At 46.8% G+C, this 16,639-nt stretch carries 13 protein-coding genes and 7 tRNA genes; 13 read left to right on the forward strand and 7 right to left on the reverse strand.

The genetic code is table 11. The features are described from left to right. The 13 genes from EV202_RS15185 to EV202_RS13600 form a co-directional block, all read left to right on the forward strand. Positions 1-239: hypothetical protein (locus EV202_RS15185; RefSeq protein WP_207903451.1), on the forward strand; the 239-nt coding region annotated here is incomplete at its 5' end. 461 nt (positions 240-700) lie between these two features. Then, on the forward strand, positions 701-1,141 hold the full coding sequence (locus tag EV202_RS13545) for a nitroreductase family protein (RefSeq protein WP_106068455.1): 441 nt from the start codon (positions 701-703) through the stop codon (positions 1,139-1,141). A gap of 34 nt (positions 1,142-1,175) precedes the next feature. Next, a complete protein-coding gene (gene bioA, locus EV202_RS13550; RefSeq protein ID WP_106068454.1) occupies positions 1,176-3,410 on the forward strand; it encodes an adenosylmethionine--8-amino-7-oxononanoate transaminase in 2,235 nt (744 codons plus the stop codon). Between the two features lie 28 nt (positions 3,411-3,438). Beyond that, a complete protein-coding gene (locus EV202_RS13555) occupies positions 3,439-4,605 on the forward strand; it encodes an 8-amino-7-oxononanoate synthase (protein ID WP_131927451.1) in 1,167 nt (388 codons plus the stop codon). Positions 4,606-4,625: 20 nt separating this feature from the next. Beyond that, positions 4,626-5,291, forward strand: a complete 666-nt coding sequence (locus tag EV202_RS13560) for a DUF452 family protein (RefSeq protein WP_106068452.1) — start codon at positions 4,626-4,628, stop codon at positions 5,289-5,291. Then, positions 5,276-6,073: a malonyl-ACP O-methyltransferase BioC gene (gene bioC / locus EV202_RS13565; protein ID WP_106068451.1), complete on the forward strand. Its 798-nt coding sequence runs from the start codon at positions 5,276-5,278 to the stop codon at positions 6,071-6,073. Before EV202_RS13560 ends, bioC begins: the two co-directional genes overlap by 16 nt. 20 nt (positions 6,074-6,093) lie before the next feature. Next, positions 6,094-6,747: a dethiobiotin synthase gene (bioD, locus tag EV202_RS13570; RefSeq protein ID WP_106068450.1), complete on the forward strand. Its 654-nt coding sequence runs from the start codon at positions 6,094-6,096 to the stop codon at positions 6,745-6,747. Positions 6,748-7,185: 438 nt separating this feature from the next. Next, complete coding sequence (gene tilS / locus EV202_RS13575; RefSeq protein ID WP_131927452.1) at positions 7,186-8,463, forward strand: tRNA lysidine(34) synthetase TilS; 1,278 nt, start codon at positions 7,186-7,188, stop codon at positions 8,461-8,463. Between the two features lie 253 nt (positions 8,464-8,716). Further along, positions 8,717-10,747, forward strand: coding sequence for a transcription termination factor Rho (rho, locus tag EV202_RS13580; RefSeq protein WP_131927453.1), 2,031 nt, complete (start codon positions 8,717-8,719; stop codon positions 10,745-10,747). A 57-nt stretch (positions 10,748-10,804) separates the two neighbouring features. Further along, positions 10,805-12,127 (forward strand): signal recognition particle protein, encoded by a 1,323-nt coding sequence (gene ffh / locus EV202_RS13585; RefSeq protein ID WP_131927454.1) that lies wholly within the window; start codon positions 10,805-10,807, stop codon positions 12,125-12,127. A gap of 134 nt (positions 12,128-12,261) precedes the next feature. Next, entirely contained in the window at positions 12,262-13,143 is an 882-nt protein-coding gene (gene folD, locus EV202_RS13590) for a bifunctional methylenetetrahydrofolate dehydrogenase/methenyltetrahydrofolate cyclohydrolase FolD (protein ID WP_106070423.1), read from the forward strand. Positions 13,144-13,152: 9 nt separating this feature from the next. After that, positions 13,153-14,292, forward strand: a complete 1,140-nt coding sequence (locus EV202_RS13595) for a CapA family protein (protein ID WP_106068446.1) — start codon at positions 13,153-13,155, stop codon at positions 14,290-14,292. Between the two features lie 88 nt (positions 14,293-14,380). Further along, positions 14,381-14,454 (forward strand) — tRNA-His (locus EV202_RS13600). Between the two features lie 283 nt (positions 14,455-14,737). On the opposite strand, the gene EV202_RS13605 is transcribed toward EV202_RS13600, so the two are convergent. The 7 genes from EV202_RS13605 to nspC all read right to left on the reverse strand — a co-directional run bounded on the left by EV202_RS13605 (position 14,738) and on the right by nspC (position 16,600). Next, positions 14,738-14,810 (reverse strand) — tRNA-Gly (locus EV202_RS13605). Positions 14,811-14,841: 31 nt separating this feature from the next. Continuing rightward, positions 14,842-14,923, reverse strand: a tRNA-Leu gene (locus EV202_RS13610). 37 nt (positions 14,924-14,960) lie between these two features. After that, a tRNA-Gly gene (locus EV202_RS13615) sits at positions 14,961-15,033 on the reverse strand. A 14-nt stretch (positions 15,034-15,047) separates the two neighbouring features. Then, a tRNA-Leu gene (locus tag EV202_RS13620) sits at positions 15,048-15,130 on the reverse strand. Between the two features lie 42 nt (positions 15,131-15,172). Next, positions 15,173-15,254, reverse strand: a tRNA-Leu gene (locus EV202_RS13625). Positions 15,255-15,277: 23 nt separating this feature from the next. Next, a tRNA-Gly gene (locus EV202_RS13630) sits at positions 15,278-15,350 on the reverse strand. A 110-nt stretch (positions 15,351-15,460) separates the two neighbouring features. Then, positions 15,461-16,600 (reverse strand): carboxynorspermidine decarboxylase, encoded by a 1,140-nt coding sequence (gene nspC / locus EV202_RS13635; RefSeq protein WP_106068445.1) that lies wholly within the window; start codon positions 16,598-16,600, stop codon positions 15,461-15,463. Between the last annotated feature and the right edge of the window lie 39 nt (positions 16,601-16,639).

The raw sequence follows: 16,639 nt of genomic DNA on the forward strand, positions 1-16,639 counted from the left end.
AATATATAAGTGCGCGAGAAGGAAAGGGGGGAAGGGACGGCTTAAGGACGCTCCCCATGCAGGAGGAAGAGGAGGGAACACAAAGAGGCGACGGGGATGATACAGGCTTAAATACGAAGGAAGAATGGAGACAATTAGAAATGGAGGATACCGGAAGGGACAGAAAAACATTTACCTCTTTAGAGAACTATCCTCCCCGCCACAGCCCACCATATAGATGCCCTCGGCTGAAAGTCTAGATACAGCACGGTGGAGATATATCCCCATCAAGGTCAGCCTGCAGGTATCCCTCGCAAGAAATATCTATAAACAAGTATCCGGCATTAATTATCAACAACAAAATGTTATGACGAAACGGAACATAGAAAAAATGAACGGTATTTTTAATTAAAGACGCCGGAAAAGAATGAAGATCAAAAACAAGAAAAAACCAAAGGTTAATAACACCAATAAATATACTAAAGCATGTTATAAATCAGACTACTATTACCTCAAAATTTGGAAATTAGAAAAAAGGACGTACCTTTGTAACGTGTTTTTCATAGTATTAGATTTAAGGTTAACAAAAGATTGGCTGTCTGTGATAGATAGCCTTTTTTTATGCCCCCCTCCCAGCCTACTCTTGAATATTTTTTTCTACATTTGCAACCTCAAAAAGAGAACCAATCATACAGAACGAATATGTTCTCTGCATATTTAAATGAAGAGTAGAACACCTATTATATCCACTATCCGCTTCCGCCGCTGGAGCAGAAAAAGTTATGCAGCGTTTGCCTGTATAAGGCGTTGTGTGACCATTGGTTGCCTGCGAAAAGATGTGGCAGACTGTTCATTGGCCAAGCAGAAAGTCACAGGAGCTGCCACTTATACAGGATGCAGCATGGAAAGCGTATGGAAAGGAGTTACTAAAAGAAAAGAAGATGATTACAGCACCTCACCGCAGATTGAGGCTTTTCTTTTCTTCGGAATGCCGGAAAATATAATACTCCTGAATATTCTTTCCGGCATACAAGGTGTCAACTTTATAAAAACGGGAAAGAAATATTCTTTTCCTCAAAGAAGCAATTCCACCGGCACGGTTTATCGGAATCTGTACGACCTATGCAGGTCATCAATCCTGATAAACCGTGCTTTTTATTAAATAGCCGGAAAAGGCACAACCAGATTAAAAAAAGATGACTGTACAAGAACTAAAAGCCCAAGTGCTGCAGGGCAATCCTATAAAAAAAGAAAAGGCCGAATGGCTGGCTGCACAACCTGATAAAGAAGCGTTGTATGATGCAGCACACGAAATAACCCAAGCTTTGGCTTCGGAAGAGTTCGACATGTGCTCCATAATCAACGCCAAGTCGGGAAAATGTCCGGAAAATTGCAAATGGTGTGCACAGTCGGCACACTATAAGACGCAAGCAGATGTATATGACTTGGTAGATAAAGAAGAATGCCTACGCCATGCCAAGTATAATGAAAGCCAAGGTGTGGCACGTTTCTCATTAGTGACCAGTGGGCGGAAGCCTTCGGGCAAACAAATGAAGAAACTGTGCGAGGCAGCTCGACACATGCGCCGTAATTCCTCGATACAACTATGCGCCTCGTTGGGATTGTTGAATGAAAACGAAATGCAAGCACTGCACGATGCAGGCGTCACGCGCTATCACTGTAATTTGGAAACAGCTCCCTCATACTTTCCGCAACTTTGCAGCACGCATACGCAAGAAGAAAAATTGCGCACCTTGCAAGCAGCCCGCAACGCCGGTATGGACATTTGTAGCGGCGGCATCATCGGCATGGGCGAAAGCATCGAACAACGCATAGAGTTTGCCTTCACGCTGAAAGAGCTGGAGGTGCAATCCATCCCCATCAATCTGCTGAGCCCTATTCCGGGAACTCCTTTGGAGCATCAGGCTTCGCTGACCGAAGAAGAGGTGTTGACTACCATCGCCTTGTTCCGTTTCATCAACCCGACGGCATTCCTGCGTTTTGCCGGAGGACGCTCCCAACTAAGTCAGGGGACCGTAAAAAAAGCACTCCACATCGGAATCAACTCGGCCATTGTGGGCGATTTGCTAACCACACTGGGCTCGAAGGTTTCGGAAGATAAGGTACTGATTGAAGATGCAGGATACCGTTTCAGCGATTCGCAATTCGACCGGGAGCATCTTTGGCATCCTTATACCTCTACCACTAGTCCCTTGCCTGTATATAAAGTTAAACGGGCAGATGGCGCTACCATTACGCTGGAAAACGGAGAAACATTGATAGAAGGCATGTCGTCGTGGTGGTGCGCTGTGCATGGATACAATCATCCGGCATTGAACCGGGCCGCCGAGGAGCAACTTAGCAAGATGTCGCACGTCATGTTCGGAGGTTTGACACACGCCCCCGCCATTGAGCTGGGACAACTATTGTTGCCGCTTGTTCCCCCATCCATGCAAAAGATTTTTTACGCCGATTCCGGTTCGGTGGCAGTAGAAGTTGCCATGAAAATGGCTGTACAATATTGGCATGGAAAATGGAAAAAGGAAAAAAGTAATTTTGTGACCATACATTCCGGTTATCACGGAGACACATGGAATGCCATGTCCGTCTGCGATCCGGTGACGGGAATGCACTCCCTGTTCGGTTCCGCGCTGCCAGTACGCTATTTCTGCCCCAAGCCTCATTCGCGCTACGATGGGGAATGGAATGCCCAAGATACCGAATATTTGCAGGAGATGGTGAAAAAGCACCACGAAGAACTGGCTGCGCTCATTCTTGAACCGATTGTTCAAGGAGCAGGCGGCATGTGGTTTTACCATCCGCAATATCTGCGCGAGGCTGCGCGAATATGCAAAGAATATAACCTTCTACTGATATTCGACGAAATAGCAACGGGATTCGGACGAACGGGCAAACTTTTTGCTTGGGAACATGCCGGCGTAGAGCCGGACATCATGTGCATAGGCAAGGCACTGACGGGCGGATATATGACGCTCTCTGCCGTATTGGCTACCAACGAAGTGGCCGATACCATCTCGAACCACTCGCCGGGAGTATTCATGCATGGGCCTACGTTCATGGGAAATCCGTTGGCTTGTGCCGTGGCATGCGCATCGGTCAAACTGCTGACCTCTCCGGAATATGACTGGCAAGGAAAAGTAAGGCGCATAGAAAACCAACTGAAAAAAGAATTGGAGCCTGCACGGAACTTACCGCTCGTACGGGATGTGCGTATATTGGGAGCCATCGGGGTCATTGAGCTGACCGTCGATGTGAATATGGCATGGATGCAGAAACGATTTGTGGAAGAGGGCATCTGGGTACGCCCGTTCGGGAAATTAGTCTATCTGATGCCGCCGTTTATCATCGAGCCCGAACAATTGACGAGACTGACAAGCGGATTGATAAAAATCATCGGAGAGATGAAATAACTTTTCATGAACCGAGTATATTAATAGTATGAACGCAACTAAATATATGCAGCAACACCTGCAAGATTTGAAAGAACAGAGCAACCTGCGTCGTCTGCCACGGATGATACACGACGGACGGCACATTACGATAGACAACAGACGGATGCTGAACCTTTCGTCCAACGATTATTTGGGTTTGGCGACAGACCGAGGATTAAGAGAGGAGTTTCTTCGGACACTGACCGCAGAAACGTTTTTGCCCACCTCCTCTTCTTCCCGCCTGCTGACAGGAAACTTCAACATCTACGAAGAACTGGAGACAGAACTTGCCGGACTGTTCGACACGGAAGCCGCCTTGGTATTCAACAGCGGGTATCATGCCAATACCGGTATTCTGCCCGCCGTGAGCGATACGCAGACGCTTATCTTGGCCGACAAGCTGGTGCATGCCAGCATCATCGACGGCATCAGGCTGTCGACTGCACGATGCATACGCTATCGCCACAACGACACCAACCAACTGGAACGTTTGCTGAAAGAGAATCACGAAGCATACCGGCAAATCATCATCGCAACAGAAAGCATTTTCAGCATGGATGGCGATATGGCCGACCTGACGAAACTGGTAGAGTTGAAGCGTGCCTACAACAACGTAATGCTCTATGTAGACGAGGCACACGCTTTCGGAGTACGGGGTAAGTACGGCCTGGGATGCGCGGAAGAATCCGGATGCATCCGGGATATAGATTTTCTCGTAGGTACTTTCGGCAAAGCCGCCGCATCGGCAGGCGCATACATCGTTTGCAACCGTGTGACGCGCGAATACCTCGTCAACCGAATGCGTACACTGATTTTTACCACAGCCCTGCCCCCGATAAACATCGCATGGACATTGTTCATCGTACGAAAACTTCCCGCCATGCAGGAACGGCGGCAACATCTGGCCCGCATCAGCCGATTGCTGCGCGAGGCTTTGCAAACCAAAGGATACGACCATCCGAGCGTAAGCCACATTGTGCCCTTGATTATCGGTGCAAGTGCAGATGCCGTACGGTGTGCCGAAGAACTGCAACGCCATGGGTTTTATGCACTGCCTGTCCGTCCGCCCACGGTTCCCGAAGGAACATCGCGCATCCGTTTTTCGCTGACTGCGGAAATTAAGGAAGAAAAGATAAAAGAGTTGGCCCATCTCATAAGCCAATCTCATATTTGAAAGCAGTAAAAGAAAATCTTATGCACCAAATCCATATCATACACGAACATCATCCCCGCCTGCTCCTGTTCTTTGCCGGTTGGGGGGCAGATGAGACTCCTTTCAAGGCGTACCGTCCTGCCGGAAGCGACTTGATGATTTGCTACGATTATCGTACGCTCGACTTTGACCAATCCGGCCTGAACGAATACCAAGAAATCAATGTAATCGGCTGGTCTATGGGAGTGTGGGTAGCTTCGCAAGTACTTCCACATCTCGCATTGCCCATAGCAAGCAGCACTGCCATCAACGGCACCCCCTACCCGATTGATGAATATCGGGGCATTCCGCCGGCTATTTTCCGCGGCACGCTGGATGGACTGACGGGAACTTCTTTGCACAAGTTCCTGCGACGGATGTGTGCTGATGGAGCGGCATTCAAAGCCTTTCTGCAAGTAACTCCCCGCCGTCCGTTGGAAGAGCTGTGTGAAGAACTTGCAAAGATAGAAGAGATGTATCAAGCGCTCCCTCCCTCCACATTTCATTGGCAGCAAGCCGTGATAGGAAGAAACGACCGAATCATTCCGCCCGCCAATCAGCTACAAGCGTGGAAAGAAACGAATACTGCCATCCGACAGACAGAAGACGCACACTACGAAGAAGAATTGTTCCGCCATTATCTGCAAGAGCTATGGACAAACAACTGATAGCCGAACGTTTTGCCCGGGCAAGAAACACCTATGCCCGCGAAGCCCGCGTGCAGCAACAGGTTGCCCTGAAGATGATGCGGATGCTTACGGAGTCTCTGCTCGCAGAAGACTGTCAACCCGACGAACTCTCTGCGCGTTTCCGCCATATCCTTGAGTTCGGCTGCGGTACAGGGAGCTATTCCCGCATTCTGCTACGGACACTGCAACCGGAAACGCTACTGCTGAACGACCTCTGCCGGGAAATGGAGGAATGTATCAAAGAACTGTGCTTGTTTCCCGGTGTCAGTTTCCTGCCCGGAGATGCCGAAGAACTGGACTTTCCAAAGAATATGGACCTGATAACCTCCTGCTCCACACTGCAATGGTTCAACGACCCGGCCGCATTCTTTACCCGTTGCCACCGTGCGCTGACAACAAACGGGGTTCTTGCCTTCAGTACCTTCGGCTCAAGAAACATGCACCAAATCCGCCAACTGACCGGACACGGGTTGAGCTATCTGCCTATTGAGGAGTTACAAGCATTGCTACGTCCGGCTTTCGACATCATTCATGCGGAGGAAGAGGTTGTATCGCTCTCTTTCGATACTCCTCTGCACGTTCTGAAGCATTTGAAAGAGACCGGAGTGACAGGTACGGAAAAGAAAATATGGACACGCAGCCGCCTGAAAAGTTTCTGTGAGGAATACACCCGACTATTCCACGAAGCAGATGACAAAGTGACCCTGACCTATCATCCGATTTACATCATAGCGAAAAAAAGAAACCAATCAAACGAATAAAGTTCAAACTGCAAAGAAGAATGGAATCAGAGATTTATTTTATCAGCGGCATCGATACGGATGCCGGAAAAAGTTACTGTACTGCCTGGTATGCTTGCCAACTGAATGGAAGCAAGCGGCGCGTCATCACTCAGAAATTCATCCAAACCGGCAATACCGGACATTCTGAAGACATCGACCTGCACCGCCGCATCATGGGCACCGGCTACCTGCCCGAAGACCATGAAGGACTCACCATGCCCGAAATATTCTCATATCCTTGCTCCCCTCATCTTGCCGCCCGCATAGACAAGCGTGCCATCGACTTCGACAAGATAGAACGCGCCACTAAAGAACTTGCCCGCCGCTACGATGTTGTCCTCGTTGAAGGTGCAGGCGGTCTCATGGTGCCACTGACAGACGATTTTCTGACCATAGATTATGTGGCGGAAAAGAAATACCCTCTGATTTTCGTCACCTCAGGCAAGCTGGGAAGTATCAACCACACCTTGCTGAGCTTGGAAGCAATAAGAAGCCGAAGCATTGCCCTGCACACCGTATTATATAATCTCTACCCTACCGTAGAAGATAAAACCATTCAGGACGATACGATGCAGTACATCCGTAATTATCTGGCCAAACACTTTCCCGAAACGAAATTCGAGATTGTTCCGGAGATCAAAGATGCATTTTAAGCGATGCTTAAATCCACTTCGCAAAGAAACAAACAGTTGTCCGGCACTATGTGGCACTCCATTGATTGTAAAGCCACACCGCATCAGGGATAAAGTGCCAGTATACGCATGGTAAAGTGCGGGCATACGGACGATAAAGTGTGGGCATACGGACGACGAAGTGCGGACATACGGACGACGAAGTAACACCTCTTTGTTGATAAAGCAATGCGGTGCAAACAAAAAATCAGAAAATTACACTACCTTTGTGATATGTCCGATATTATCTTGAGCGTTCTTCATGGAAGATGTTTTTCTGTTTTAGCAGAAGCATGGCAAGCTGTGCGGCAGACAACAAGAAGGGAAAACCGCTCGAAAAGATATTCACATAGAAGCTGAATAAAAAACTTTTTAAGGGAAAAATAAAAAACGGCTCTTACACTTGCAGCCCAAACAAATATGGAAATACAGAAGGTTAAACGATATATCGACCGCCATGAGCTCTTCTCTTCGAGCGACAAGATTCTTGTGGCATTGAGTGGTGGTGCCGACTCTGTGGCATTATTGCGCTTACTGCAGGCTATGGGATATACGTGCGACGCAGCGCATTGCAATTTTCATCTTCGGGACAAGGAATCTGAACGTGACGAGAATTTTGTCCGCCAACTGTGTAAAGAATTACAAGTCCAATTGCATATCACCCATTTCGAAACAGTAAAAGAAGCCAAGTCAAGGCATCTTTCCATCGAAATGGCTGCTAGGGAGTTGCGTTACAAATGGTTTGAAGAAATACGGAAAACATGCGGCGCCACGGTTATTGCCGTAGCCCACCACCAAGACGACAGCGTAGAGACACTGCTTCTTAATCTGATTCGTGGAACCGGTATCAACGGACTACGCGGTATACGCCCCAAAAACGGAAAGATAGTACGTCCTCTACTCTGCCTGAACAGAAAAGAAATCCTTGACTATTTATCAGACATCGGACAGGAATATGTGACAGACAGCACCAATCTGCAAGACGAGTACACCCGTAACAAAATACGGTTGAACCTACTTCCGCTCATGCAGGAAATAAATCCTTCGGTCAAAGAGAGCATTCTCAAAACAGCCGAACATCTGAATGATGCCGCCTCTGTATATAATATAAGTATAGAAGCTGCCAAACAGAGAATAATGACACCGGAAGGTGTACACATAAATGCCCTAAAGCAAGAACCCGCACCGGAAACCATCTTATTTGAAATACTCTATCCATTAGGATTCAATGCCGCCCAAGTAAAAGGCATATACCGCACATTGGACGGACAGCCGGGCAAGTCGTTTGCCAATGCCGACTGGCGCATTGTAAAAGATAGAGAACTTCTACTGATAGAGCCCCTGCATGGAACAAAGCGACCTGTTCTGGAAATGAAAAAGTATGCTTATACGCCTGACTTTATTATTCCAGGCGATAAGCACATCGGTTGCTTTGATGCCGACAAACTCCAACACCCTTTGTCGTTACGACTCTGGAAACATGGCGACGCATTTGTTCCTTTCGGCATGAAAGGATGGAAAAAAGTAAGCGATTATTTAACCGACCGTAAATTTTCCATTGTGCGCAAAGAGCAGCAATGGCTGCTTTGCTGCGGCGAAGATATAATTTGGCTGGTAGGAGAACGGACTGACAACCGTTTCCGAATAGATAAAAAAACCAAAAACATATTGATCATAACCTCCTCATTTCCGAAATAAATGTGTATATGACACAAAAAATAGAGGATTTATTCATAAAACCAAAAAAAAATATTACCTTTGCCCCGTTGAAACATCCGCAACTGCCTGCTGAAGCAAAAGTTGTTAATCGGATTTCCAATTCAACAACAACATCCCATACAAATAATATATACAAATAGATAGGCGAAATTGCACTGAAAGAGCAACTGCAATTGAGCAATACGCCCTTTTCGATAAGAATAAAACATTAAACCATTCACACATATACTGTATGTATAACATCATCCAACTCAACGACAAAAACTTGTCGGAATTGCAAACTATTGCCCAAGAACTGGGTATAAAAAAAACAGAATCATTAAAAAAAGAAGAGCTTGTTTACAAGATACTTGACGAACAAGCCATTGCCGGCGCTACTAAAAAGGTAGCAGCCGACAAACTGAAAGAAGAGCGCAAAGGAGATAAACGCTCTCGCGTAACTGTAAAAACAGTAAAAAAGGAAAGTGTAAACAAAGTATTTTCTGCTAATAAAAACGGAGAACTCACCAAATCAAAAAACGAAGGAACTCCGATTATCAAAGAACAAGCGAAAGTAGCCGAAGCAGCACCAACGACCAAACCAGCCAATACTGCTGCGACCGAAGCCTCCAAACCGGCCAATACCGTAGTCGCCACCTCTCCTAAGAATACGGAATCCTCGTCCAAGCGTAAACCCGGACGCCCCCGTAAAACACAGGAAGAAGCCGATGCAGCCTCCAAAGCCACAGAGAATGCAAAAGTAACCGAACCGGAACTGAACTTCGAGCCAAAGACCACAAAAACAGAGCCGAATAAAGTGGCAAAGAATATAGTAGTAGACGAAAGTCCTATCTTGTCCGAAGCAGAAGATGATTTTATCCCTATTGAAGACCTCCCGACAGAGAAAACAGAACTTCCTTCCGAACTCATCGGCAAATTCGAAGCCACCAAAACAGAAGTTCCCGCAACTCCTGCTCCCATGCCTGCAGAGCAACAACGTCCGCACCTTCGCTCCAGAGACAATAACAATAATAATCGCGCCGGAGCTTACAACCAGCAGCGCCCGATGCAACAACGTCCCGCACAACAACATGGCGGCAATGAGAATAATCCGGCAGCAGCAGACAACAAGCCCGCGGTAGAACGCGAAAAAGCCTACGAATTCGACGACATCCTCACCGGAACCGGTGTTTTGGAAATCATGCAGGATGGCTATGGCTTCCTGCGCTCTTCCGACTACAACTATCTCTCTTCACCGGATGACATCTACGTATCGCAATCGCAAATCAAGTTATTCGGTTTGAAAACCGGCGATGTGGTGGAAGGCGTAATTCGTCCTCCCAAAGAAGGTGAAAAATATTTCCCTCTGGTCAAAGTGTCCAAAATAAACGGACGCGACCCGGCTTTCGTGCGCGACCGCGTTCCGTTTGAACACCTCACTCCGCTTTTCCCGGACGAGAAATTCAAACTTTGCAAAGGCGGATATTCCGATTCCTTGTCTGCCCGTGTGGTCGACCTCTTTGCCCCGATAGGTAAAGGTCAGCGTGCCTTGATTGTGGCACAGCCCAAAACCGGTAAGACCATCTTGATGAAAGACATCGCCAACGCCATAGCAGCCAATCATCCTGAAGTCTATATGATAATGCTGCTCATTGACGAACGTCCGGAAGAAGTGACCGACATGGCACGTACGGTCAATGCGGAAGTGATTGCCTCTACCTTCGACGAACCGGCGGAACGCCACGTAAAGATAGCCGGAATTGTTCTTGAAAAGGCAAAACGCATGGTAGAATGCGGACACGACGTTGTCATCTTCCTCGACTCCATCACCCGTCTGGCCCGTGCATACAACACCGTGTCTCCGGCCTCCGGAAAAGTGCTGTCGGGTGGTGTAGATGCCAATGCACTGCACAAACCCAAACGTTTCTTCGGTGCGGCACGTAACATTGAAGGGGGCGGTTCGTTGACGATACTGGCCACCGCCCTGATTGATACCGGCTCCAAGATGGACGAAGTAATCTTCGAAGAATTCAAGGGTACGGGTAATATGGAATTACAACTCGACCGCAACTTGTCCAACAAACGTATTTTCCCGGCTGTCAACATTGTTGCCTCCAGCACCCGTCGCGACGACTTGCTGCAAGACAAACAAACGCTGGATCGCATGTGGATTCTTCGCAAATACCTTGCCGATATGAATCCTATGGAAGCGATGGATTTCGTGAAAGACCGTCTGGAGAAAACCAAAGACAACGACGAATTTCTGATGAGCATGAACAGCTAAAACGCGGTATCACATGCATGGATATATTTGTAATTTTAGTAATTGTAATTAAATACTATGTTCGATAATTTAAGCGAAAGACTCGAGAGATCATTTAAAATCTTGAAGGGTGAAGGCAAAATCACTGAAATCAATGTTGCAGAAACTCTGAAAGATGTACGTAAAGCTCTTTTAGATGCCGACGTAAACTATAAAGTAGCCAAGAACTTCACGGATACCGTCAAAGAAGAAGCTCTGGGACAGAATGTGCTGACAGCTGTCAAACCCAGTCAGTTGATGGTGAAGATTGTACACGATGAGCTGACCCAGCTCATGGGTGGCGAAACGGCCGAGGTTAATCTTGACTCCAAGCCTGCCATTATTCTGATGTCGGGTTTGCAGGGGTCGGGTAAAACAACCTTCTCAGGAAAGCTGGCACGTATGCTGAAGAGCAAAAAGAACAAGAAGCCCCTGCTCGTGGCTTGTGACGTATATCGCCCTGCCGCCATTGAGCAGTTACGTGTATTGGCAGAGCAGATTGGCGTTCCGATGTACTCCGAACCGGACAGCAAGAACCCCGTAGCCATCGCTCAAAATGCCATCCAGGAGGCCAAAGCCAAAGGCTACGACTTAGTAATTGTCGATACAGCCGGCCGTCTGGCAGTGGACGAGGAGATGATGAATGAAATTGCCGCCATCAAACAGGCCATCAACCCGAACGAAATCCTGTTCGTTGTGGACTCGATGACCGGTCAGGATGCTGTAAATACTGCCAAAGAGTTCAACGAACGTCTTGATTTCAACGGTGTGGTATTGACAAAGTTAGACGGTGACACGCGTGGCGGTGCAGCCCTCTCTATCCGTTCGGTAGTCAACAAGCCCATCAAGTTTGTAGGTACGGGCGAGAAGCTGGACGCCATCGACCAGTTCCACCCATCCCGTATGGCCGACCGCATACTTGGCATGGGAGATATCGTGTCATTGGTAGAGCGTGCGCAGGAACAATACGATGAGGAAGAAGCCAAACGCCTGCAAAAGAAGATTGCCAAGAATCAGTTCGATTTCAACGATTTCTTGGGACAGATTGCGCAAATCAAAAAAATGGGTAACTTGAAAGAGCTGGCATCCATGATACCGGGTGTAGGCAAGGCCATTAAAGATATCGACATCGACGACAATGCTTTCAAGAGCATAGAAGCCATTATTTACTCCATGACTCCGGAAGAGCGCAGTAATCCTGCCATTCTGAACGGTTCGCGCCGCCAACGCATAGCCAAAGGCAGCGGCACGAATATTCAGGAGGTAAACCGTCTGCTGAAACAGTTTGACCAGACCCGCAAAATGATGAAGATGGTCACCGGCAGCAAAATGGGAAAAATGATGCCCAAACTGAAAAGATAGAATAACCGCAAAGACATAAAATCCCGCTAATTTCATATCGTGAATGAAGTCAGCGGGATTATTGTTTTATTCGGTTATTTACTCTACATTTGCGAATCATGCAGAAAAATAATTATCCAAACAATAGATTGAATATGACACTGATTGATGGAAAAGCAATTTCAGAACAAGTAAAGCAGGAAATTGCAGCAGAAGTAGCCGAAATAGTGGCACGCGGAGGAAAGCGTCCCCATCTGGCGGCCATCCTCGTAGGACACGACGGAGGCAGCGAAACGTATGTAGCCGCCAAAGTAAAAGCTTGCGAAGCATGCGGATTCAAATCCACGCTGATCCGCTATGAGGCCGATGTAACGGAAGAGGAACTCCTCGCCAAAGTACGCGAGCTGAATGAGGATGCCGACGTGGATGGGTTCATCGTGCAGCTTCCATTGCCCAAACACATCTCCGAACAAAAAGTGATTGAAACCATTGATTATCGCAAAGACGTGGATGGCTTTCACCCAATCAATGTGGGGCGCATGTCCATCGGACTGCCTTGCTATATTTCCGCCACTCCTAACGGCATACTCGAATTGCTGAAACGCTATCACATAGAGACTTCGGGCAAGAAATGCGTCGTACTGGGACGTAGCAACATTGTGGGCAAGCCAATGGCGGCATTAATGATGCAAAAGGCTTATCCCGGCGACGCCACCGTAACTGTCTGCCACAGCCGGAGCAAGGATTTGGTAAAAGAGTGCCAAGAAGCTGATATCATCATCGCCGCTTTGGGGCAGCCCAACTTCGTAAAAGCAGAAATGGTAAAAGAAGGAGCTGTTGTCATTGATGTAGGTACAACCCGTGTGCCTGATGCTACCAAGAAATCGGGCTTCAAACTGACAGGAGACGTTCAATTCGACAAAGTGGCTCCCAAATGCTCATTCATCACTCCCGTACCCGGTGGTGTGGGGCCGATGACCATTGTTTCATTAATGAAGAATACGTTGCTGGCCGGTAAAAAAGCCATCCACCAATAAAAGCAAACAATGAGAGCAACCCTCTTTTGCATCACTTTATTATATAGCGTACTTCTCTCCGGACAGGAAAGGATTACGCTATTATTTGTAGGCGACCTGATGCAACACCAACCACAAATAGACGCTGCTTGTACTCCTGAAGGCAAGTATGATTATTCTCCTTGTTTCCGCCTCGTCCGAGAGCAAATTTCCCAAGCCGACCTTGCTATCGGGAATTTGGAAGCTACATTAGGCGGCAAGCCATATCGGGGATATCCGGCCTTCAGTGCCCCCGACGAATTTCTTCAAGCCATCAAAGATGCGGGATTCGATGTATTGCTGACCGCCAATAACCACTGTCTGGATCGGGGGAAAAAGGGTTTGGAACGCACACTGCTTATGCTCGATTCCTTACATATTCCTCATTTAGGAACTTACAAAGACATCAACCAGCGTAAAGAACATTATCCTCTATTTATTCGCAAGAAAGGCTTTCGCATTGCTTTGCTCAATTATACCTATGGCACCAACGGTATCAAAGTCACTCCGCCCAATATCGTAAACTACATTGACAAAGAGAGTATGGCGAAGGACATCAAGAGCGCCAAAGCACGTCAGCCTGATGCCATTATCGCCTGCATGCATTGGGGTGAGGAATACCGTTCCCTGCCCAATCGCGAACAACGTGAGCTGGCCGATTGGCTGATTCAGCAAGGTGTCACACACGTCATAGGGTCACATCCGCACGTCATCCAGCCCATGGAATTGCTCACCAAAGGAAGCAAGCAACATGTTGTGGTCTATTCTTTAGGAAATTTCATTTCTAATATGAGTGCGATAAATACCGATGGTGGGCTCATTTTTACCTTGCAATTAGAAAAATGGGATCTGCCCCAGCCCATCCGTCCCATATTTTTCAGTGAGAAGCACACAATCCAGCCAGATACGCTCGTTCCATTTCCCGATTGTCGTGTCTCTTCTTGTGGTTACAGTCTTGTATGGACTGCCCGCCCTACACTGTCGCAAGAGAAAAACTATATTCTTTATCCTATTCATTTTCCAACGAACAGTCTATCCCCCAAGATTCGTAAACGTCTGGAAATCTTCGCTAAAAACTCTCGCAGTCTTCTCCAGCAATATAATGTAGGAATCTGTGAAACAAAAAAATAGCACATCGAAAGAAAAAAAGTGTCTTATTCTTTGCAATATTAAAGATTATCCCTATCTTTGCACCGCATTTAAGAAATGCAATAACATGGTGGCTGTAGTTCAGTTGGTTAGAGCGTCAGATTGTGGTTCTGGATGTCGTGGGTTCGAGTCCCATCTGCCACCCGTAAAAAAAGAGGAAATTCAATACGAATATTCCTCTTTTTTATTATACCTGAGGGCATATACGAGGCTCTCGCGAGAATGATAGGTGCAGCAGAAAGCAGTGGGAGGCTATGCGTAAATGAAGATAATCTGAAAAGAGAGAACTTTATATCCACGGCCATTAATTAGGGAGAATTCTAAAACCCAATATGAACCGAGACCGAATAAGCATAAGGCAAGAATTTATTTACATAATTTCAAACCAAACGCCAAAAAATATTACAGATTTGGGGAATGAGAAGAGAGCGGAAAACGAGACTCGAACTCGCGACCCCAACCTTGGCAAGGTTGTGCTCTACCAACTGAGCTATTTCCGCATTTGATGACCCTCTTTTCACAAAGAGCAAGTGCCCAGAACAGGACTCGAACCTGCATGCCTCTCGACACACGCACCTGAAACGTGCGCGTCTACCAATTCCGCCACCTGGGCATTATAGTCATCCTAATAAAAAATACTATGAAAACAGAGCGGAAAACGAGACTCGAACTCGCGACCCCAACCTTGGCAAGGTTGTGCTCTACCAACTGAGCTATTTCCGCAAATATTAGGAAAGTGAAGAGAAGGAGACTCGAACTCCCACGACATGATGTCACTACCCCCTCAAAGTAGCGCGTCTACCAATTCCGCCATCTCTCCATCTTACTTCCAAAAAACAAAGAACCGCTTGTTTTACCTCTGTGCCCAGAACAGGACTCGAACCTGCATGCCTCTCGACACACGCACCTGAAACGTGCGCGTCTACCAATTCCGCCACCTGGGCATTTGGTAATCACAATCATGTTGAGCGGAAAACGAGACTCGAACTCGCGACCCCAACCTTGGCAAGGTTGTGCTCTACCAACTGAGCTATTTCCGCGTTTGCGGTTGCAAAGGTAGATATTTTCCTTAAACCTGCAAATATTCCACGTGTTTTTTCACACATAAAAATATGCTTCTCCGCCGAACATGCAAACAGTCTTTTGATAATCAACACATTCGATTGCGAAAGTCTTCATATGTGAAATGTTTGAATATTTCTGCTTTTTCCTCTTTCGTCCACATTGCAATGGCCGGATGATGAATCCCATTGAACATATTCGTCTTTACCATAGTGTAATGAATCATATCTTCAAAGATTATCCGCTCTCCTATCCGCAATTCATGATCGAAGCTCCACATACCCATATAATCGCCACTCAAACAAGAATTACCACCAAGACGATATACGTAAGGGCCACCATCTCCTTTTCTTGAGCCACGCACAGCAGGCTGATAGGGCATCTCCAAGCAATCGGGCATGTGACAGGTAAAACTCACGTTAAGAATAGCAGTGCGAATGCCACGGTTCTCTACAATATCTACAATTTCAGAAGTAAGTACACCGGTTTGCCATGTGAAAGCTGAACCAGGTTCGAGAATGACATGCAGGTGCGGATAACGCATTTTCAGCCCTTGCAACAAACGAATAAGATGCTCCACATCATAATCTTTGCGCGTCATCAAGTGTCCTCCACCTAAATTCAACCATTTGATTTGTGAGAACCAACGAGAGAATTTGGATTCTAATTGTGCCAAAGAGCGCTCCAATTCATACGAGGATGATTCACAATGGCAATGACAGTGAAATCCGTCCATACCTTCAGGAAGTATTTCCGGAAGCAAGTCTGCCACCACTCCAAAACGAGTACCAGGCGCACAAGGATTATAAAGTTCAGTCTCTACTTCGGAATATTCAGGGTTAATGCGAATGCCACAAGAAATTCCACTCTGCCCTGCCCTCACCTTCGGATAAAAGCGTTGAAACTGTTCCAATGAATTGAAAGTGATATGATTACTACAACGCATGATTTCAGGAAAATCGGCCTCGGTATATGCCGGAGAATAGGTATGTGCTTTACTACCGAACTCTTCAAATGCCAAACGGGCTTCATATACGGAACTTGCCGTAGAGTTGTATATGTATTCTCTAAAGATAGGAAAGGAACGCCACATGGCAAAAGCCTTAAAAGCAAGAATAATCTCCACTTCTGCACGTTCGGCAACACTTTTTATCAGCGTAAGGTTCTTCCTCAGAAGTTCTTCTTCCATGATGTAACACGGAGAAGGGAAACGGTCAAAATTTATCATATCATTTATAGTTTTACATCCAATCAGATTGACGCCTCT

The sequence above is a fragment of the Prevotella heparinolytica genome (assembly GCF_004342845.1).
Classification (GTDB): Bacteria; Bacteroidota; Bacteroidia; order Bacteroidales; family Bacteroidaceae; genus Bacteroides; species Bacteroides heparinolyticus.

What these genes read in the sequence shown, in the direction of transcription:
- bioD (WP_106068450.1), top strand. Translation starts at nt 6,094, where the DNA reads ATGGAATCAGAGATTTATTTTATCAGCGGCATCGATACGGATGCCGGA.
- bioC (WP_106068451.1), top strand. Translation starts at nt 5,276, where the DNA reads ATGGACAAACAACTGATAGCCGAACGTTTTGCCCGGGCAAGAAACACC.
- EV202_RS13545 (WP_106068455.1), top strand. Translation starts at nt 701, where the DNA reads ATGAAGAGTAGAACACCTATTATATCCACTATCCGCTTCCGCCGCTGG.
- EV202_RS13560 (WP_106068452.1), top strand. Translation starts at nt 4,626, where the DNA reads ATGCACCAAATCCATATCATACACGAACATCATCCCCGCCTGCTCCTG.
- EV202_RS13595 (WP_106068446.1), top strand. Translation starts at nt 13,153, where the DNA reads ATGAGAGCAACCCTCTTTTGCATCACTTTATTATATAGCGTACTTCTC.
- EV202_RS13555 (WP_131927451.1), top strand. Translation starts at nt 3,439, where the DNA reads ATGAACGCAACTAAATATATGCAGCAACACCTGCAAGATTTGAAAGAA.
- folD (WP_106070423.1), top strand. Translation starts at nt 12,262, where the DNA reads ATGACACTGATTGATGGAAAAGCAATTTCAGAACAAGTAAAGCAGGAA.
- tilS (WP_131927452.1), top strand. Translation starts at nt 7,186, where the DNA reads ATGGAAATACAGAAGGTTAAACGATATATCGACCGCCATGAGCTCTTC.
- ffh (WP_131927454.1), top strand. Translation starts at nt 10,805, where the DNA reads ATGTTCGATAATTTAAGCGAAAGACTCGAGAGATCATTTAAAATCTTG.
- nspC (WP_106068445.1), bottom strand. Translation starts at nt 16,600, where the DNA reads ATGATAAATTTTGACCGTTTCCCTTCTCCGTGTTACATCATGGAAGAA.
- rho (WP_131927453.1), top strand. Translation starts at nt 8,717, where the DNA reads ATGTATAACATCATCCAACTCAACGACAAAAACTTGTCGGAATTGCAA.
- bioA (WP_106068454.1), top strand. Translation starts at nt 1,176, where the DNA reads ATGACTGTACAAGAACTAAAAGCCCAAGTGCTGCAGGGCAATCCTATA.